This is a genomic window from Solibacillus kalamii (assembly GCF_002174535.1).
Taxonomy (GTDB): Bacteria; Bacillota; Bacilli; order Bacillales_A; family Planococcaceae; genus Solibacillus; species Solibacillus silvestris.
In genome coordinates, this window is record NZ_NHNT01000020.1 from 1 (window position 1) to 16,434 (window position 16,434).

Annotated in this window: 18 protein-coding genes, 1 tRNA gene and 1 other RNA gene; 7 read left to right on the top strand and 13 right to left on the bottom strand. The window is 39.5% G+C overall.

What is annotated here, in order from left to right:
- Positions 1-265 precede the first annotated feature (265 nt).
- The 6 genes from CBM15_RS18635 to ffs all read right to left on the bottom strand — a co-directional run bounded on the left by CBM15_RS18635 (position 266) and on the right by ffs (position 4,192).
- Positions 266-535 carry a pro-sigmaK processing inhibitor BofA family protein gene (locus CBM15_RS18635; protein ID WP_008408643.1) on the bottom strand — a complete coding sequence of 90 codons (270 nt, stop codon included), beginning with the start codon at positions 533-535 and terminating at the stop codon, positions 266-268.
- Between the two features lie 63 nt (positions 536-598).
- Positions 599-814, bottom strand: coding sequence for a YaaL family protein (locus tag CBM15_RS18640; protein ID WP_008408642.1), 216 nt, complete (start codon positions 812-814; stop codon positions 599-601).
- A gap of 16 nt (positions 815-830) precedes the next feature.
- Positions 831-1,427 (bottom strand): recombination mediator RecR, encoded by a 597-nt coding sequence (gene recR, locus CBM15_RS18645; RefSeq protein WP_008408641.1) that lies wholly within the window; start codon positions 1,425-1,427, stop codon positions 831-833.
- Between the two features lie 70 nt (positions 1,428-1,497).
- The gene (locus tag CBM15_RS18650) at positions 1,498-1,812 is read right to left on the bottom strand and encodes a YbaB/EbfC family nucleoid-associated protein (protein ID WP_008408640.1); all 315 of its coding nucleotides are present in this window, start codon (positions 1,810-1,812) and stop codon (positions 1,498-1,500) included.
- Positions 1,813-1,837: 25 nt separating this feature from the next.
- Positions 1,838-3,589, bottom strand: a complete 1,752-nt coding sequence (gene dnaX, locus CBM15_RS18655; RefSeq protein ID WP_087618629.1) for a DNA polymerase III subunit gamma/tau — start codon at positions 3,587-3,589, stop codon at positions 1,838-1,840.
- Between the two features lie 335 nt (positions 3,590-3,924).
- An RNA gene (ffs, locus tag CBM15_RS18660) (signal recognition particle sRNA large type) lies at positions 3,925-4,192 on the bottom strand.
- Between the two features lie 160 nt (positions 4,193-4,352).
- Here ffs and CBM15_RS18665 point away from each other — a divergent pair.
- The 4 genes from CBM15_RS18665 to CBM15_RS18680 all read left to right on the top strand — a co-directional run bounded on the left by CBM15_RS18665 (position 4,353) and on the right by CBM15_RS18680 (position 8,101).
- Positions 4,353-4,445 (top strand) — tRNA-Ser (locus CBM15_RS18665).
- Between the two features lie 166 nt (positions 4,446-4,611).
- Positions 4,612-5,874 carry a sensor histidine kinase gene (locus tag CBM15_RS18670; protein ID WP_087618630.1) on the top strand — a complete coding sequence of 421 codons (1,263 nt, stop codon included), beginning with the start codon at positions 4,612-4,614 and terminating at the stop codon, positions 5,872-5,874.
- Positions 5,874-6,752: a response regulator gene (locus CBM15_RS18675; protein ID WP_008408620.1), complete on the top strand. Its 879-nt coding sequence runs from the start codon at positions 5,874-5,876 to the stop codon at positions 6,750-6,752. Before CBM15_RS18670 ends, CBM15_RS18675 begins: the two co-directional genes overlap by 1 nt.
- A gap of 83 nt (positions 6,753-6,835) precedes the next feature.
- Positions 6,836-8,101, top strand: coding sequence for a cation:dicarboxylate symporter family transporter (locus CBM15_RS18680; RefSeq protein ID WP_008408618.1), 1,266 nt, complete (start codon positions 6,836-6,838; stop codon positions 8,099-8,101).
- Between the two features lie 42 nt (positions 8,102-8,143).
- On the opposite strand, the gene CBM15_RS18685 is transcribed toward CBM15_RS18680, so the two are convergent.
- Positions 8,144-8,764, bottom strand: coding sequence for an RraA family protein (locus CBM15_RS18685; protein WP_087618631.1), 621 nt, complete (start codon positions 8,762-8,764; stop codon positions 8,144-8,146).
- 156 nt (positions 8,765-8,920) lie between these two features.
- Between CBM15_RS18685 and CBM15_RS18690 the strand changes: the two genes are divergently transcribed.
- Positions 8,921-9,298 (top strand): hypothetical protein, encoded by a 378-nt coding sequence (locus tag CBM15_RS18690; RefSeq protein ID WP_008408614.1) that lies wholly within the window; start codon positions 8,921-8,923, stop codon positions 9,296-9,298.
- Between the two features lie 41 nt (positions 9,299-9,339).
- Here the strand turns inward: CBM15_RS18690 and CBM15_RS18695 are convergent, their stop codons facing one another.
- From CBM15_RS18695 to CBM15_RS18705, 3 genes are all read right to left on the bottom strand, one after another.
- The gene (locus CBM15_RS18695; protein ID WP_008408612.1) at positions 9,340-10,008 is read right to left on the bottom strand and encodes a deoxynucleoside kinase; all 669 of its coding nucleotides are present in this window, start codon (positions 10,006-10,008) and stop codon (positions 9,340-9,342) included.
- Positions 10,005-10,643: a deoxynucleoside kinase gene (locus CBM15_RS18700; protein WP_087618632.1), complete on the bottom strand. Its 639-nt coding sequence runs from the start codon at positions 10,641-10,643 to the stop codon at positions 10,005-10,007. The genes CBM15_RS18695 and CBM15_RS18700 overlap by 4 nt, the downstream gene beginning before the upstream one ends.
- A gap of 109 nt (positions 10,644-10,752) precedes the next feature.
- On the bottom strand, positions 10,753-11,568 hold the full coding sequence (locus CBM15_RS18705; RefSeq protein WP_087618633.1) for a coiled-coil domain-containing protein: 816 nt from the start codon (positions 11,566-11,568) through the stop codon (positions 10,753-10,755).
- A 103-nt stretch (positions 11,569-11,671) separates the two neighbouring features.
- On the opposite strand from CBM15_RS18705, the gene tadA reads away from it, so the two are divergent.
- Both tadA and CBM15_RS18715 read left to right on the top strand, forming a co-directional pair.
- Complete coding sequence (gene tadA, locus CBM15_RS18710; RefSeq protein WP_087618634.1) at positions 11,672-12,175, top strand: tRNA adenosine(34) deaminase TadA; 504 nt, start codon at positions 11,672-11,674, stop codon at positions 12,173-12,175.
- 9 nt (positions 12,176-12,184) lie between these two features.
- Complete coding sequence (locus tag CBM15_RS18715; RefSeq protein ID WP_087618635.1) at positions 12,185-12,883, top strand: YwaF family protein; 699 nt, start codon at positions 12,185-12,187, stop codon at positions 12,881-12,883.
- 30 nt (positions 12,884-12,913) lie between these two features.
- Here the strand turns inward: CBM15_RS18715 and CBM15_RS18720 are convergent, their stop codons facing one another.
- The 3 genes from CBM15_RS18720 to ahlS are packed head-to-tail and all read right to left on the bottom strand — an operon-like array spanning position 12,914 to position 16,379.
- On the bottom strand, positions 12,914-14,041 hold the full coding sequence (locus CBM15_RS18720; RefSeq protein ID WP_087618636.1) for a zinc-dependent alcohol dehydrogenase family protein: 1,128 nt from the start codon (positions 14,039-14,041) through the stop codon (positions 12,914-12,916).
- Between the two features lie 13 nt (positions 14,042-14,054).
- Positions 14,055-15,485, bottom strand: a complete 1,431-nt coding sequence (locus CBM15_RS18725; RefSeq protein WP_087618637.1) for an aldehyde dehydrogenase family protein — start codon at positions 15,483-15,485, stop codon at positions 14,055-14,057.
- Between the two features lie 60 nt (positions 15,486-15,545).
- On the bottom strand, positions 15,546-16,379 hold the full coding sequence (gene ahlS / locus CBM15_RS18730) for an AhlS family quorum-quenching N-acyl homoserine lactonase (RefSeq protein ID WP_014822327.1): 834 nt from the start codon (positions 16,377-16,379) through the stop codon (positions 15,546-15,548).
- Positions 16,380-16,434: the final 55 nt, after the last annotated feature.

The following is a 16,434-nucleotide window of genomic DNA, read 5'->3' on the forward strand; positions in this document are numbered from 1 at the left end:
AAGCTCATTTGCTTTGCTAGCGATCCAACTTCGTTAGAAGTTGAAATCTATTGTTTGCTTCATTTAAGAAGCTTGTTTCATTAACGTTGCTTGTTCAGTTTTCAAGGTTCATTGCGTCGTTTAAGTGACAACTTTTATATCTTACCATTCTATGAATGTTATGTCAACATTTATTTTAAAATGTTTTTTCGATATTCGTTGTCGTCGTTGCGACTTATAATAATATATCACGATATTATTCACTTAGCAATAGTTTTTATCATTTTTATTTAAATAATATTAATAACGTTACGCACATCATACCGGGAATGCCTAGAATGGCGATTGTAAGGACTGAAAAGAAATTGATCGGTACATAAAAAAGAAACCCTGCGGCTCCAATCATTAAGTTGCCTAAAAACAAGACAACGATAACTACCGCAATTTTAAACCAAAACCAGGCAAAGTACTCCCACACTTTTCCTCTTGCGTTTTTGTTTAATAAAAAAAGAAACAAGACAACAAAACAGACCATAGCTAAAACTATGTATTGCATAGCACCATCCTTTTTTATTTAGTGGTAACATATGCAACTGCTTCGCTTCTTATTTCTAAAAAATTATTTAATTAGCACATGACGTACACGTGCTTCTTTATATAAGTAGTAATGTATGCTCTCGGCTCTTTTTCGTTCGGCAATTACATTTAAGTTATAATCGGCGGTCAACTCTTCAATTACCTTCGCACTTTGTAAAGCTTCTTTAGTCTCTTTAATAGAAGAAACTAGTTTGTCATCAAATTCTTTTTTGAGTTTCCCTTTCCGAGAAAATAACATGGGGCTTCCTCCTAGATTACAACTCGCGTCTACCTTCCAGCGCTTTTGATAAGGTTACTTCATCCGCATATTCTAAATCTCCGCCAACAGGTAATCCGTGTGCGATACGTGTAGTGCGAATTCCTGATGGTTTAACAAGGCGGGAAATATACATTGCCGTTGCTTCCCCTTCTATTGTCGGGTTCGTCGCTAAAATTAACTCTTGTACACGCTCGTCATGTAAGCGCCCCAATAGCGAAGCTACATTAATATCTTCAGGTCCTACACCGTCCATCGGTGAAATTGCACCGTGTAACACATGATAGAGACCTTGATAGTCACGCATCTTCTCCATAGCTATTACATCTTTCGGATCCTGCACAACACAAATTGTTGAAACATCACGTTGTTTATCCGAACAAATATGACAAGGGTCGATATCTGTTATATGGCCACATTGTGAGCAATACATTAAATTGCGTTTTGCATCGACAAGCGCTTTCGCAAATGTCGATACAGTATCTTCCTTCATTGTTAATACGTGAAACGCCAGTCGAGCTGCTGTTTTCGGACCAATGCCCGGCAGTTTCATAAAGCTGTCTATTAATCGAGATATCGGCTCTGGATAATGCATCCTGTTCCCCCTCCTTTAAAAAGGCACATCCCAATGCTTGAGATGTGCGCTACGTTCTACTTGATTCAAATTAGAAAGGAAGGTTCATTCCTTGTGTAAATTTGCCCATTGTAGAATTTGTTGTTTCTTCAACTTTTTTCAGTGCTTCGTTTGTTGCAATAACGATTAAATCTTGCAGCATTTCGATATCTTCCGGATCTACTACAGACTCATCTAAATTTACTTCAAGCATCTGACGTTGGCCGTTCATAACTACCTTCACCATACCGCCACCTGCTGCACCTTCGAATAACTGTGCATTTAAAGCTTCTTGTGCTTCCATCATTTCTTTTTGCATCTTTTGCATTTTTTTCATCATGCCTTGCATATTACCCATACCACGCATCTTATTTCCTCCTTAAAATGTGTATTTACTCTTCGATAACTTCAACAAAGTCTTTTCCAAAACGTTTTTCAGCTTCTGTAATAAGCGGATCTTGCGCTTCCATTACTTGAACATCTTCAAGGAAATGGGGCTCCTCTATTAAATCTTCCACCGCATTTATTTCATCCGATGGTGATTTCTTTTGATTTAAGCCATTTTCATTTATGAAGTTTTCACGCAGACGAATCCAAGCCGGCTCCGGGATACATAAAAGTTCATATTGAATCCCTACTTCCGAAGCAATCTGCTGTGTAAACAACGAAACAAGTGCATTGTTGTCAGCTACCATTTGACAATGTATATCATACTTGAATTTTATCACAAAAGCACTTGCATTTGCGGCTACAGGCTCCGCATCCGCCAATAAAGCTGCATGTGATTTTTGTAAGCTTGCTAAACCGCCTGCCCAAGCAGATTTCACTTTTTGCAGGTCTGGCTTTGTTGCAGTTTTTAGTACTTCCTGAATACGGCCAGTCGGGGCATTGTATTGATTCCCTTGCGGACGTACTCGCTGTCGGGTCTGTTCTTTTTGTTGAACAGGTGCTCCCCCTCCACCACTTTCAAGCTGTTGAGACAGTTGCCCTAACCTGCTTTCAAGTGACGCTACCTTACCTTCAATAGCCGGATCGACTGTAGCCGCCCCTTGTGGTGAAGTTTTATATTGTGCCATTTTTAAAAGGGCAGTTTCTAAATATATTTTCGTATGATGCGAAAAGCGCATTTCCTGCTGGGTCTTCGCTAAAATATCAATAAAGCCGTAAAGTGTATTAGCTTCAAACTGTTCAGCTAATGACAGAAACTTTTCTTCCGGTGAAATAAACTCCAATAATTCCTCTAACGTACCATCCGTTTTTAATAGAAGCAGATCCCGGAAAAATGTAATAAAGTCTTCTGCAAGGCGTAATGGTTCTTTCCCATCCGCAATTAAACTTTCGACACTGCCTAATACTTGGGCAACATCCTTTTGCTGTAGTGAAATCGCAATATCGTAAAATGCATCCTGGCTTACAGAACCTGTTACAAGAAGTACATCATCCAATTGAACATGCTCATTACTAAATGATACAACTTGATCAAGTAAACTTAATGCATCACGCATACCTCCTGCTGCAGCTTGAGCAATTGCCTTAAGCGCCTGCTCATCATAACCCATACCGATATCTTCCAATACAACCTTCATACGCTCTACTATATCTATAGAAGAAAGTCGTTTAAAATCAAATCGCTGACAACGGGAAATAATTGTTGCTGGTAGCTTGTGAGGCTCAGTTGTTGCTAAAATAAATACCGCATGTTCAGGTGGTTCCTCAAGTGTTTTTAACAATGCATTAAATGCACTCGTAGAAAGCATATGCACCTCATCTATAATGTACACTTTGAAACGCGCATTTGCCGGGGCAAAACGGACTTTTTCGATAATATCACGCATTTCTTCCACTCTTGAATTGGAAGCAGCATCAAATTCGATTACATCTGTATGTGAACCTTCAGTAATACTTAGACATGTAGGGCATTCATTGCATGGCTCACTTGCCGGGGCATTTTCACAATTCAATGCTTTCGCGAAAATTTTAGCTGTACTTGTTTTCCCTGTTCCTCGAGGACCGGAAAATAAATAGGCATGTGTTGTCTTACTTGCGAGGAGAGCATTTTGAAGGGTCCTCTTTACATGTGTCTGACCTGACATTTCTCTAAATGACTGGGGTCTATAAACACGATAAAACGCTTGATATGTCAACCTTTCCCCTCTCCCTTCCATTTAAAAATACATACATTCAGTATAGCATAAAGTAAATATAAACTCTTTTGAAATGAGATGAATAAATTACGCCTCGGCGTAATTAAGTCCAGATTTTCCAGACCTACAGGATGTGGGTCAGTCAGCCGTTGTCGCACGATGCGACGTTATTAGGCTGACTTCTATTCCATTAAAAAATCTGTGACATCCGCCAGGTGTTTATCTTCATTCGGCGGGCTCTTTAAAAGCTCGCCGAATGAAGATAAACTCTCTTTTTCATATAAAAAACGCACCCACCAATAAATGATGGATGCGTTTGAAATGGTAATTTAATACCGTGCACCTTTCTTCGACTGCCGCACATAAGCGTTACTCTTGTCGCCAGCTCGGGTTAGGCTACCCCGCGGCACATAAGTGATACCACTTAATGCTGCTTCCTTCCGGACCTGACATGGTTCATGGGTACTTATTGCGCAGGACCCAACCGTCAACACTACGTGCAAAAGGCAGACCAAACAATACGGACAGCCTCAGAAAAGGAATTCAATCTTGCTAGAGCGGATTGCAAGTTACAGGGCACCGCTACCTCCCCATCTAGCACGGCAAGTATTAGTATACTAAGCAAGCTATTAAATTGCAATGAATTGCTTTAAATTAATTTTTTCCAATCCGAAAAAATTAAGAGATTTTTTGTCCAAATTTTATTGACGCAAATCTCATTCCGTGGTAAATTAATCTTTGTCGAAAAGACATCTTATATTTTGGAGGTATACCCAAGTCTGGCTGAAGGGATCGGTCTTGAAAACCGACAGGCGGGTAACACCGCGCGGGGGTTCGAATCCCTCTACCTCCTCCATTTTTGAACTTTCATCCGCTGCATTAGTTAAGCGGTTTTTTTTATAGCAAAATTCACTTTAAAGTACTATTTCAATTCATTGGAAATAGTACTTTTTTGTATTTGTAGACGACTTTCTTGTACAATTAAGTACTATGTCATGTATGTAAAGGGCGGTATATTAAAATTGGAATCGACTCAGCCACATATTAAAACAACAAAACTTTTCTTATTTATGCTACTTGTCGGCTTATTGACCGCCATTGGTGGCGAAATTAAAATAATTCCGTTTGAAGAAGGACCTTTTCGTTTCGGATTAGGGAGCATTATTTTCTTTTTCGCTTTACTGATCCGTCCATTACCGATTGTATCTACAGGTTTATTGACTGCATTGATTGTCATTGTCGGTCGGTCTTTACTGGATATTTTTATTTATGGACAAAGCTTCGTTACTCATATTGTTGAACATTTGCCGGCAGGCGCTTTTTATACAGTCTTTGCACTATGTTTTAAATTAATTCCACTGGACGAATTAAAAAAACAGCCGCTTATGCTCGGTTTATTAGCAACAGCATTTGAAGTACTCTCCAACACGGTCGAACATGTATTAACGGATATTCTGCTTGTTTCTGATCAGGAAACATTTACTTCTTTTCTACTGTTTATCCTCGTTGGATTGTTACGCAGCTTTTTTGTTGTCGGCATTTACAGCATGATAACAATGTCAGAACAGAAGAAACAGCTAAAACAGCTCATGACGATTCATTCGGAACTATATGTAGAAGCATTGTATCTTCAAAAAACAATGACCCAAATCGAACAGCTTACAGCAAACAGTTATCAGCTTTACAAAAAACTGAAAACAAATGAAGAGCAGCTAGCTTCTGAAGCTTTACATATTGCCCAGGAAATCCATGAAGTAAAAAAAGATAATGAACGGATTCACGCCGGACTTTCTAAAATAACAAAGAGAAACTACCCGTCAAATTTTCTGTTGTCTGAGTTACTAAGTTTTATTGTTGAGGCTAATGAAAATTATGCCGCCTATTTAAATAAATCGATTTCCATTACTCTTATTTGTCCAGATGATTATCAAACAAAAAACCACATTGCCCTATTTGCTATTTTAAATAACTTAATGGCAAACGCTGTGGAGGCAATTGAAGAAAGCGGATTTATTACTTTGAATGTTGTAGCCGAACAGGATATGACTTCCTTTATCGTAGAAGATAATGGAGTTGGTATTGATCCGGCACTTATTCCAATTATTTTTGATGCAGGCTATACATCCAAGTTTAATGAACAGGGCCAAGGTTCTACAGGAATTGGTCTTTCCCATACTAAAACAATTGTTGAAAATCTTAAAGGGAATATTCATGTAACAAGTGATACCTCGACTTGCTTTGTTGTGCAAATCCCTTCAGAAAACATTCAAAAGGAGAATGACTAATGCGTTATTTTATAGTAGATGATGACCGGGCAAGCCGGATGATGCTCAGTAATATTATTAATGACTGTGAACTCGGAGCTGTCATTGGGGAGGCAAAAAATGGTCTGGATGCCATTCCCCAAATTTTAATGATGCAGCCGGAATTTGTTTTAATCGATTTACTCATGCCGAAGTTGGATGGAATCGAAACAATTGAACGCCTTCAACAAAATGGATTTAAGGGCCAGTTTATTATGATTTCACAAGTTGTGAATAAGGAAATGGTCGCTGAAAGTTATTCGAAAGGAATTGAATTTTTCATTCATAAGCCTATCAATAAAGTTGAAGTACAAATGGTATTAAAACGGACAACTGAGCAATACTTATTAAGAAATTCTTTGCAAGTTATTCGCCAGTCCCTGACAAACTTTGATATTACAGATGTAACACATACAAAAAAGACGGCACGAGAACATATTCAGTCCATCTTAAATGATATGGGAATTGTCGCTGAAGTTGGCAGTGAAGATATTATTAAAATTATAGAACAGCTATTAATCGAGAAGCATAAAATTGCACCGCTTCCTCCATTAAAGGAAGTATATGAACGTGTTGCAATGCTGACGAAAAATACGCCGGACGAAATTGTAAAAGAGAGTAAAGCAATTGAACAACGTGTACGCCGGACTATATTAGCTGCCATGATTAACTTGGCGAACTTAGGGATTGTCGATTACACGAACTCTGAATTTGAATACTATACCCCCCGCTATTTTGATTTAACAGATATTCGTTATTTAATGAATCAAATAGAGAATAATGATCAACGTAAAGCAAAAGTAAACATAAAAAAATTCATTCAAGTATTGTATTCAGAAATTATTAGTAAAGTTGATTAGTCGGATTTTGTCGGATTTTGTATGTATCTAATAAAATTAGTTTTAGGCTAGTCCTGAATCTAAATTTTTAGGGGGAACTATATTTGAAAAAGTTTAAAATTAGTTTAGCCGCGCAAATTTTAATCGGTCTTGTACTTGGTGTTATCGTAGGTGCTGTGTTCTTCGGTAACGAAAATGTACAATCATACTTACAGCCACTTGGCGATATTTTCTTAAACTTAATTAAGATGATCGTAGTACCGATTATTATTTCGACACTGATTGTTGGGGTTGCTGGAACTGGTGACATCAAACAGTTAGGTCGACTTGGCGGTAAAACACTTATTTACTTCGAAGTTATCACAACAGTCGCGATTGCTGTTGGTTTATTAGCAGCTAACCTATTCCAACCAGGTGCTGGTATCGATATGAACGAATTACAGAAATCTGATATTTCTTCATATGTTGAAACAACGGAAGCTGAAGAGGACAAAGGAACTTTCCAAATTATTGTAGACATCGTTCCTAAAAACATTATAAATGCAATGGCAGAAGGCGACATGCTTGCAATTATTTTCTTCTCTGTAATTTTCGGTTTAGGTGTGGCAGCAATTGGAGAACGCGGAAAACCAGTGCTCGCATTCTTCCAAGGTACGGCAGACGCCATGTTCTGGGTCACAAACTTAGTAATGAAATTTGCACCAGTCGGCGTATTTGCACTTATCGGTGTAACCGTTTCCAAATTTGGTGTAGAATCCCTTATTCCATTAGGGAAACTGGCGATTTTAGTATATGCAACAATGATTTTCTTCGTAGTCGTTGTTTTAGGTCTTACAGCACGTATTTTCGGTATTAATATCTTCAAATTAATTCGTATGATCAAGGACGAGCTTTTACTGGCATTCTCTACTTCTTCATCAGAGACAGTATTACCTCGTATTATGTTAAAAACAGAAAAAATGGGTGCACCGAAGGATATCGTTTCATTCGTTATTCCAACAGGTTATTCATTCAACTTAGACGGTTCGACACTTTACCAGGCGATTGCGGCAATCTTCATTGCGCAAATGTACGGTATTGACCTTTCAATTGTGGAACAGATTACATTAATGCTTGTATTAATGGTAACATCTAAAGGAATTGCCGGCGTTCCAGGGGTATCTTTCGTAGTACTTCTTGCAACATTAGGCACTGTAGGTATTCCGCTTGAAGGTTTAGCATTTATCGCAGGTATTGACCGTATTTTAGATATGGCTCGTACAGCTGTAAACGTAGTAGGTAACACATTGGCAGCACTTGTAATGGCGAAATGGGAAAAACGTTTCGACGAGAAGCAATTTGCTGAGTATCAAGCTGCGAACTTAAAATAAAATTAGAAAATGGCGTAGTGAACGATTTCACTACGCCATTTTTTATTTCATTACTTTTGCTAAATATGCGCGGATTGATGCTTCCCCATTATGTAATGCTTCATGTGCCCGCTCTTCATCTTTTGCTACTTTAGCTTCTGCTGCCTCTATAATCTGCTCGATATCCTTCTGAGGGATAATAACGACCCCATCACTATCACCAATTACATAATCACTTGTTTGAACAGCGACATTTCCTACAGATACAGCTATACCTACTGTCCCGCCACCATGTTTATTGCCTGCTGCTACTGTTGTACCTAATGAAAAGACCGGAAAATCGATTTCTTTTGCAGCTGCTATATCGCGAATAACCCCGTCCACGACAAAACCTTGAACACCGACACCTTGTGCTAGCTGCATAACAAAGTCACCCGCTACAGCACGATTCGTATTGCCTTTAGCATCGATGACTAATATTTCCCCTTTTTCTGCCTGACTAATTGCTTCAAGTACCGCACCATTTTCCCCATCTGGCAGGCGGACCGTTCTCGCTTTCCCTGCAATTTTGAAGTGTTCGGCAAGCGGTTTAATTGCTGATGCCACATTCGTATGTCCCCCTGTTGCATCGGAAATTGCCGTCGTTGGTAATGCACGTAAGCGTTCTACCATTGATAAAGTCATATTCCCATCCCCTTTTCGCTATAATGTTACAAATCATTAAAATTTGTAATTACTTTTAGCATAAACGGTACAACTTATTGTTCGCAATATTTTTTAAAATCGTTAAAAACTTTTCTATGTTGGGAATACTGGCAATAAAAGAAAGGAGGGGTATACATGAACAATCCGCTTATTGAAATAGTAACGGATGAAAGCGGGAACACAACTTATAAGATGAAGACCTTCGATATCAAAGTTATTGCCCGGCTGACAGGTGGTCTTGCTCCTACAATTACGTATATGCACCAGGATAAAGACGTTACAGATGATATACGTGCGATTCGCTTTCATTTTGAAAATCCGGCGTCATACATCGAAAATTATGCTTCTTTTCAGAGGATGCTTTATGAAAGGGAACAGCGCGCAGTGAATGAGCTATACGAATCCATCAGTATGAAGCCTAAAAATATGACGACAGGTAAACAAGTTTTATGGAGCTTTTTTGTCTTTCTGCTCATTATGACACCCATTTTTGTTATTGTTTGGACGAAATAAAAAAGACTGATTTCGTTTCATACAGAAATCAGTCCTTTTTATTATTTTCGTAAATGGCTTGTTTGTTCAAGCATATATCCGATACGTGCAACGACATCCTCAACTTGTGCAGGATTTTTCATTAAATCGTAATCGTTAATATCAATACGCAATACTGGACATGCATTGAAATTGTTAATCCAGTCTTCATAACGTCCGTGCATTTCTTCCCAGTACGAATGAGGTGTTTGCTGCTCCATCTCGCGTCCACGTTCGTGGATACGACCAATCACATCATCAATCGGACCTTCCAAATATACAAGCAAATCCGGGTGCGGGAAATACGGTGTCATCACCATCGCATCAAACAAATTTGTATATGTTTCATAATCTGTCGGTGTCATTGTCCCTTTGTCATAATGCATTTTTGCAAAAATACCTGTATCTTCGTAAATAGAACGGTCTTGTATAAAGCCTCCGCCATATTCAAAAATACGCTTCTGTTCTTTAAAACGTTCAGCAAGGAAATAAACTTGCAAATGGAAGCTCCACTTTTCAAAATCGTCATAGAATTTATCTAAATAAGGGTTTGTATCAACCTTTTCATAAGATGTACGGAAATTTAAGCTCTGTGATAATGCTTTAGTCATTGTTGACTTTCCGACACCGACTGTTCCTGCAATTGTAATCACTGCATTCGCAGGAATATTGTACTTCTCTCTTAAGTTCATTTCTGATGTAAACTCCTTTGTTGTAACTTTTCCTCTACTAATCGTAGTACGTACAGTAAATCTTCTTCACTTTTCACAAAATCAAGCTCATCCCCATTTAATGAGATAACAGGAATTTCTGGATGCATCTTTTCAAAATGTCCGATAAATTGATGATAATCGCTTGAAAGTTGTTCCATATATTCACGGGAAATATTCTTTTCCACTTCCCGACCGCGCATTGCGATTCGTTTCATTAATGTATCCAAGCTTGCATGTAAATAAATGACCATATTGGGCTTTGGCATATCAGCAGTTAAAATTCGGTAGATCGACTCGTACTTTTCATATTCTGTCGGCTTTAAAGTACGCTTTGCAAAGATCAAATTTTTAAATATATGATAATCAGCCACTACAGGCCCTTGTGCTTCAATAATTTCATGAATATCAGATAACTGTTTATAGCGATTGCACAGGAAAAACATTTCCGTTTGGAAGCTCCACTCACTAATATCTTCATAGAACTTACCGAGAAATGGATTTTCATCTACAATCTCTTTTAATAAATGATAGTCAAACGTTTGTGATACGGCCTTAGATAATGAGGTCTTCCCAACACCAATCGGACCTTCTACTGTTATAAATGGCACAGACATTAGAAGTGCTCCTTCTCTTTTTATAGTCAATGCTTTTAATTTTATCACAACGCTCTTTAGACAACAAAGCAAACAATTCTATTTTACCGAATTCATGCATAGCCAATTTCTAGTAATTAAATTGTGCTAGTGCTTCCTCTTGTAGTTCAAATAATTTTTCACGCTGTTCATCATAGTCTGCGGTAATTTTTTCTTGCTGAGCAAGTACCATTTCCTGAAGAGACTGTTCTTTTTCCAATAGGCTTTGTTCTATTTGCTCATATTTTTTCTCTGTTTTTTCGGCTAAATCCTGTAACGCCTCGAATAACTGGTCGTCTAGCTGGCTTTGTGAAGCTGCTTCATTATCGATTAGGTTTTCGATTGCCTCATCACGTTGTAGAACCAGCTCATGGCAGCTTTCTTCAAACTGTTGTTCGGCTTCATCGAATTGCTGTTTATATTTAATCAAGATGTCGGTTAACTCCTGATATAAATTATCCATTGCCTGTTCCATTGCCTCTGTCAGATCTGGAGCTTGTTCAATTTGTGCTAATGGCGCTTGTTGCTGATCATGATAAAATTGAAACTTCCTGCGTTCTTCCGTTTGTTTTTGCTCAAGAAGTTCAATTTTATTGACGTGATGGTTTTTTCTCTCTTCTTCATAAGTAATTTTATAGTTTTCCAATAGGACTTTTCTTTTATGGTCGAATAACTTTCTAATTTTTTCGATCGCTTGTTCACGATTATTGTTAAGATTGTTTTCTTCATTTTCATGCTGCTGTGCAATGGCTACCTTTTGCTGTTCATATTGCTTTTGCAATGTAGTAGTGACTTGTTGTTCATTTTTCTCAATCGTCAACAATTTCTGTTCATACTCTTTATGCAGATCAGCCAATGCCTTATCAAAATACTCATCTACTTCTTCTACTGTTTGAAATGACTTCATCGCTGTACTCCTTCAAACTTTTCTTTCATCATAGCATGATTTATTTCTTGTCGCCCAAGTATTCACCGGCATGCTAAACTAGGATTTAAGGAGTGATAGATGAATGCTCGAAAACAAAGATCACCAATACATGCAGGAAGCATTGGAAGAAGCAAAAAAAGCAGCTGCCCTTGGGGAAGTACCGATCGGCGCAGTTATTGTATATAAAGATGAAATTATTGCACGTGCACATAATTTACGCGAAACAACCCAAAATGCACTGACACACGCAGAAAGCATGGCCATTCAAGAAGCCTGCAGAAAAGTTGGCAGCTGGCGTTTAGAAGAAACTACTTTGTACGTCACGCTTGAACCTTGCCCGATGTGTGCAGGGGCTATTTTGCAGTCGCGCATACCTCGGGTTGTCTACGGGGCACGGGATATAAAGGCAGGCTGTGTCGACTCATTATACCGTCTGCTGAATGATGCGCGTTTTAATCATGAATGTACTGTAACAGAAGGTGTGATGGCAGAAGAATGCGGACAAATTTTAACTGACTTTTTCAAGGCGCTTCGCGAGCGTAAAAAAGCAGAGAAGTTGGCGAGAAAACAACAATCCGAAAAGTAAGGTGATGGAATGAACGGATTTACCATTTTCGATTCTATCCATATAATCTGGCTTATTTTTATTGCCGGTTTTTTAATTGTTTCATTATATGTTTATCATTATTCTTCTCGTGAAAAACAATATGTTTTTCAAAAAACGGTGTTCTGGCTGCTGCTGTTTTCAGAAATAGCAAAGCAACTTTATTTACTCGTAACGGACCAATATTCGTATTGGAGTCCTCCGCTTCATTTATGCGGCTTTGGCATTTTCATTATTGGCTGGCATACGTATTTTCCAACACGGACAACAGCTACATTACTATACACGCTTACGTTGCCCGGAGCTGCGATTGCACTTTTATTCCCCGGGTGGACAATTGATCCGGTTGGCGGCTTTTTGCATTTTCACAGCTTTCTATTTCATGCACTGCTCGTCGTATTTGTTGCGGTTTTGATTTTGGAAAAACAGCTGATGACTACTTTTGCGGATATTTGGCGGGCTCTCTTGTTTTTGCTTATCACAGTTCCGCCAATTTATATATACAATGCTCATTTCCGTACGAACTTTATGTTTTTAAATCGCCCTGTAAAAGGAACGCCTCTTCAATGGTTATACGATGCATTTGGGGCAGCTGGCTATTTATTAAGTTTAGCCGGAGTTATAGTTAGTATTTGGATAGTGCTTTATGTACTTCTTGCTATACAAAAACGGCGAAACATTACAGAGTAGATGTTTCGCCGTTTTTATTATGTTTTTTCATTAATCCATTTTAATAATGATTCGAGAATTATCGCCTGTCGCTAATAGATCAAAGCCTTCATTTATTTCATCGAGCGTAATAATATTTGATAACAGCTGATCGACCGGCAGTTTTCCGGTTTTCATCATATGCAAATAATGCGGAATATCTCTTAATGGCACACAGCTTCCTATATATGAACCTTTTAGCGTTTTTTCTTCTGCTGTCAATGTTACATAAGGGAAAGAAAACTGATGTTCCGGATGTGGCAGTCCTGTTGTCGTTGTTGTACCGCCACGCTTTGTAATGGCATATGCCACTTCCATCGCTGGAACGACACCCGCAGTTTCAAAAGCATAATCAACCCCGCCATTTGTATAGGCTTTCACTAGTGCGACTACATCAGCATCCTTCGAATTAAAGACGGCTGTTGCCCCCAATTCCTTTGCCTGCTGCAGCTTCTTTTCATTAATATCAATTGCGATTACTTCACGGGCACCAGCTGCAATGGCCCCGAGCAGCGCACTTAAGCCAATTCCACCTAAACCGACAACGGCAACTGTTTTTCCAAGCTGGACTTTCGCTGTATTTACGACAGCGCCTACCCCTGTAATAACTGCACAGCCAAAGAGCGCCAGTTTTTCAAACGGCAAGTCCTCTTCCACTTTTACGAGGGAATTCTGCGATACGACTGCATACTCCGAGAAGGCAGATACCCCAACGTGATGCCCAATCTTTTCAGTCCCTGCATGTAAACGGACCCCGCCACCGATCAATGTTCCGTCTCCATTTGCCTTTGCACCCGGTTCACATAATGCCGGACGTCCTTCTGCACAAGGTACACAATGCCCGCAACTTGGTACAAATACGCAGATTACTTTATCTCCTTGCTTAAAGTTCATAACACCAGGCCCTACTTCTTTAACGATTCCGGCTGCTTCATGACCAAGAGCCATTGGTAAAGGACGTGGACGACTCCCGTTAATGACTGACAAATCCGAATGGCAAAGGCTTGCCGCTTTTATTTGAATCAATACTTCCCCTTCTTGAGGAGCATCCAACTCAATTTCTTCGATATGGATCGGCTTGCTTTCCGCATAGGGCTTAGTTACACCGGATGAGCGTAATATGGCAGATCGAATTTTCATGATGATGTCCTCCTTAAATTAACTTAATTCCTATAAATTTTAAATCTGACATCCCTTCAATTGCATAACGTATTCCTTCTTTTCCAGTACCGCTCTCTTTTATCCCGCCATATGGCATATGGTCAAAGCGTCGTACCGAAGATTCATTAATCCAAACGCCTCCTGTTTCCAGCTCCTCTGCAAACTTTAAGGCACGGTTAATATCTGAAGTAAACACACCTGCCTGTAATCCGTAATCTGAATCATTGGCAGCGGCCAACACTTCGTCCTCTTCAGTAAATGGTATGAGTGCAACCATCGGGGCAAATACTTCCATACATACGACCTGCATCGACTTTGTAACATTTTCTAAAATGGTCGGCTCGAGTAATGTGCCGTTCCTCTTTCCGCCCGTACGAATTGTTGCCCCTTGTGATACTGCTTCTTCAATCCAGGTTGCTGCACGGATTGCCGCGTCTTCTGTAATCATTGGCCCCAGTTGTGTTTGTTCCTCAGCAGGATTCCCTATTACCAGCGCTTCCACTTTTTCCTGTAGTAATTGTGCAAACTGGTCATAAACAGATTGCTCGACATATATCCGCTGTGCAGAAACACATGCCTGACCGGCAAATGTAAAACCGGACATCGTAATGGTAGACGCTGCGTACTCTAAATCGGCATCCGCAAATATAATGTTCGGAGCATTGGAGCCAAGCTCAAGAGTTACCGGCTTCTTTCCTGCCAGTTCATGAATATGCCATCCTACTTTTCCGCTCCCCGTAAAGGTTACTTTTTTCACAAAAGGATGTTTTACCAGTGGCTCAACTAGTTCCGTGCCTGGCCCTTGAAGGATATTTAACGCTCCTTTTGGCAATCCCGCATCCTGCAATAATTCATACAGCAAAATAGAAGACAGCGGCGTTTTTTCGGCTGGTTTCAAAACAACTGTATTTCCAACAGCAATGGCCGGAGCAATTTTATGCAAAGCTAGGTTTAAAGGGAAATTAAATGGCGTAATGGCAGCAATTACTCCTAGAGGTACACGTTTTGCAATGCCAATTTGACGTTCGCCGCCAATTGCACTATCCATCGGAATCTGGTCTCCTGCCAGCCGCTTTGCCTCTTCACTTGCAAACAGCAGCACTTGAACCGCTCGCGTTACTTCTCCCCGTGCCTCATTAATCGGTTTCCCTGCTTCCAAAGAGATGGTTTTCGCAAACTGTTCGCTCCGTTCTTCAAGTAATAATGAAGCTTTACGTAAAATACGGCTTCGTTCATGTGCAGGCATTTTGCGCATCGTTGCATTAAATGATTGCTGTGCGACTTCAATTGCTTCATGTACATCTTCAATTGAGGCACAGGCAATTGTTGCAATCAGTTCCTGATTAAAAGGATTTAAAACATCCATCGTCTTTTCTTCTTGAAGACGGTGCTCTCCATTGAGTACAGATCCTATTTTTTGCATATTCTTCCCTCCGTTGTGACAATGACACCCTAAGTAAGTCTTACTTAGGGTGCAAATTTATTATTCGTAATAGCCTTCTGTCGATTTGATAAACGATTTGAATTGCTTTGAATCATGTCCGAACCAAATTTCAGAGTCATTGCGTGTAGCAAACTCTCGGATTCTTTCTACAGTAGAGTTGTAGCCTACTGAATCATACAAAATTCCGGGCGGCTTAACTGGTGGACCATAGCTTTCTTCTGTGTATAATGCATCGGATGCAAGTAAAACATTTCCGTGACCCGGGAGTTCGATGTGCAAGCCCAACATACCGTAAGCATGCCCTGGACCAAAGTTTAAAATTTTAATGCCTTCTACTAGTGGCACTTCTTTTTCATGAGGTTTAATAGTACGCCAGCGCAGTTCTTTTTGAATCCAAGCCATGACATCGCCCCAAATATAGGCACCCATATTTCGTGTCATCGCAAATGTTTTCATGACATTTGACAGTTCCGTATCATGAACGATAATTTCTGCGTTTGTAAATAACTCCAGGCAACCTGCATGGTCTAAATGCAAATGTGAGGCAATGACATATTTGATGTCTTCCGGGCGAACTTTCAATTGTTCAAGTCGATTGATCAAATAGCATTCTTCACTTTGGAAGGCAGGGAACAGTTGCTGAACCCCTTCCGGCCAACGCCCATCGTCTCCCATTCCGTCCGGGTTACAGCCTGTATCAAATAAAATTTTTCCTTCTGGGTGGTCAATCAGTACTGCATAAACGGGAAACTCGACAAACTCGGCTGGCGGATTCGGATTAGTGATGCTTGCTGGATTGTGCATGGCAATCATATAGTTTTTATCCATTTTCATTGTCCCTGTATCAAGCACGTATACTTTTTTATTACACATCGTAATTCCTCCCATAATGTTTTTATTTTTTTACAAGACTTCTATTATTTTCAGC

Bases quoted from the DNA above. Each gene is read 5' to 3' on its own strand.
- CBM15_RS18635 (WP_008408643.1), bottom strand. From the start codon at position 535: ATGCAATACATAGTTTTAGCTATGGTCTGTTTTGTTGTCTTGTTTCTT.
- CBM15_RS18640 (WP_008408642.1), bottom strand. From the start codon at position 814: ATGTTATTTTCTCGGAAAGGGAAACTCAAAAAAGAATTTGATGACAAA.
- recR (WP_008408641.1), bottom strand. From the start codon at position 1,427: ATGCATTATCCAGAGCCGATATCTCGATTAATAGACAGCTTTATGAAA.
- CBM15_RS18650 (WP_008408640.1), bottom strand. From the start codon at position 1,812: ATGCGTGGTATGGGTAATATGCAAGGCATGATGAAAAAAATGCAAAAG.
- CBM15_RS18675 (WP_008408620.1), top strand. From the start codon at position 5,874: ATGCGTTATTTTATAGTAGATGATGACCGGGCAAGCCGGATGATGCTC.
- CBM15_RS18685 (WP_087618631.1), bottom strand. From the start codon at position 8,764: ATGACTTTATCAATGGTAGAACGCTTACGTGCATTACCAACGACGGCA.
- CBM15_RS18690 (WP_008408614.1), top strand. From the start codon at position 8,921: ATGAACAATCCGCTTATTGAAATAGTAACGGATGAAAGCGGGAACACA.
- CBM15_RS18695 (WP_008408612.1), bottom strand. From the start codon at position 10,008: ATGAACTTAAGAGAGAAGTACAATATTCCTGCGAATGCAGTGATTACA.
- CBM15_RS18700 (WP_087618632.1), bottom strand. From the start codon at position 10,643: ATGTCTGTGCCATTTATAACAGTAGAAGGTCCGATTGGTGTTGGGAAG.
- CBM15_RS18705 (WP_087618633.1), bottom strand. From the start codon at position 11,568: ATGAAGTCATTTCAAACAGTAGAAGAAGTAGATGAGTATTTTGATAAG.
- tadA (WP_087618634.1), top strand. From the start codon at position 11,672: ATGCTCGAAAACAAAGATCACCAATACATGCAGGAAGCATTGGAAGAA.
- CBM15_RS18715 (WP_087618635.1), top strand. From the start codon at position 12,185: ATGAACGGATTTACCATTTTCGATTCTATCCATATAATCTGGCTTATT.
- CBM15_RS18720 (WP_087618636.1), bottom strand. From the start codon at position 14,041: ATGAAAATTCGATCTGCCATATTACGCTCATCCGGTGTAACTAAGCCC.
- CBM15_RS18725 (WP_087618637.1), bottom strand. From the start codon at position 15,485: ATGCAAAAAATAGGATCTGTACTCAATGGAGAGCACCGTCTTCAAGAA.
- ahlS (WP_014822327.1), bottom strand. From the start codon at position 16,379: ATGTGTAATAAAAAAGTATACGTGCTTGATACAGGGACAATGAAAATG.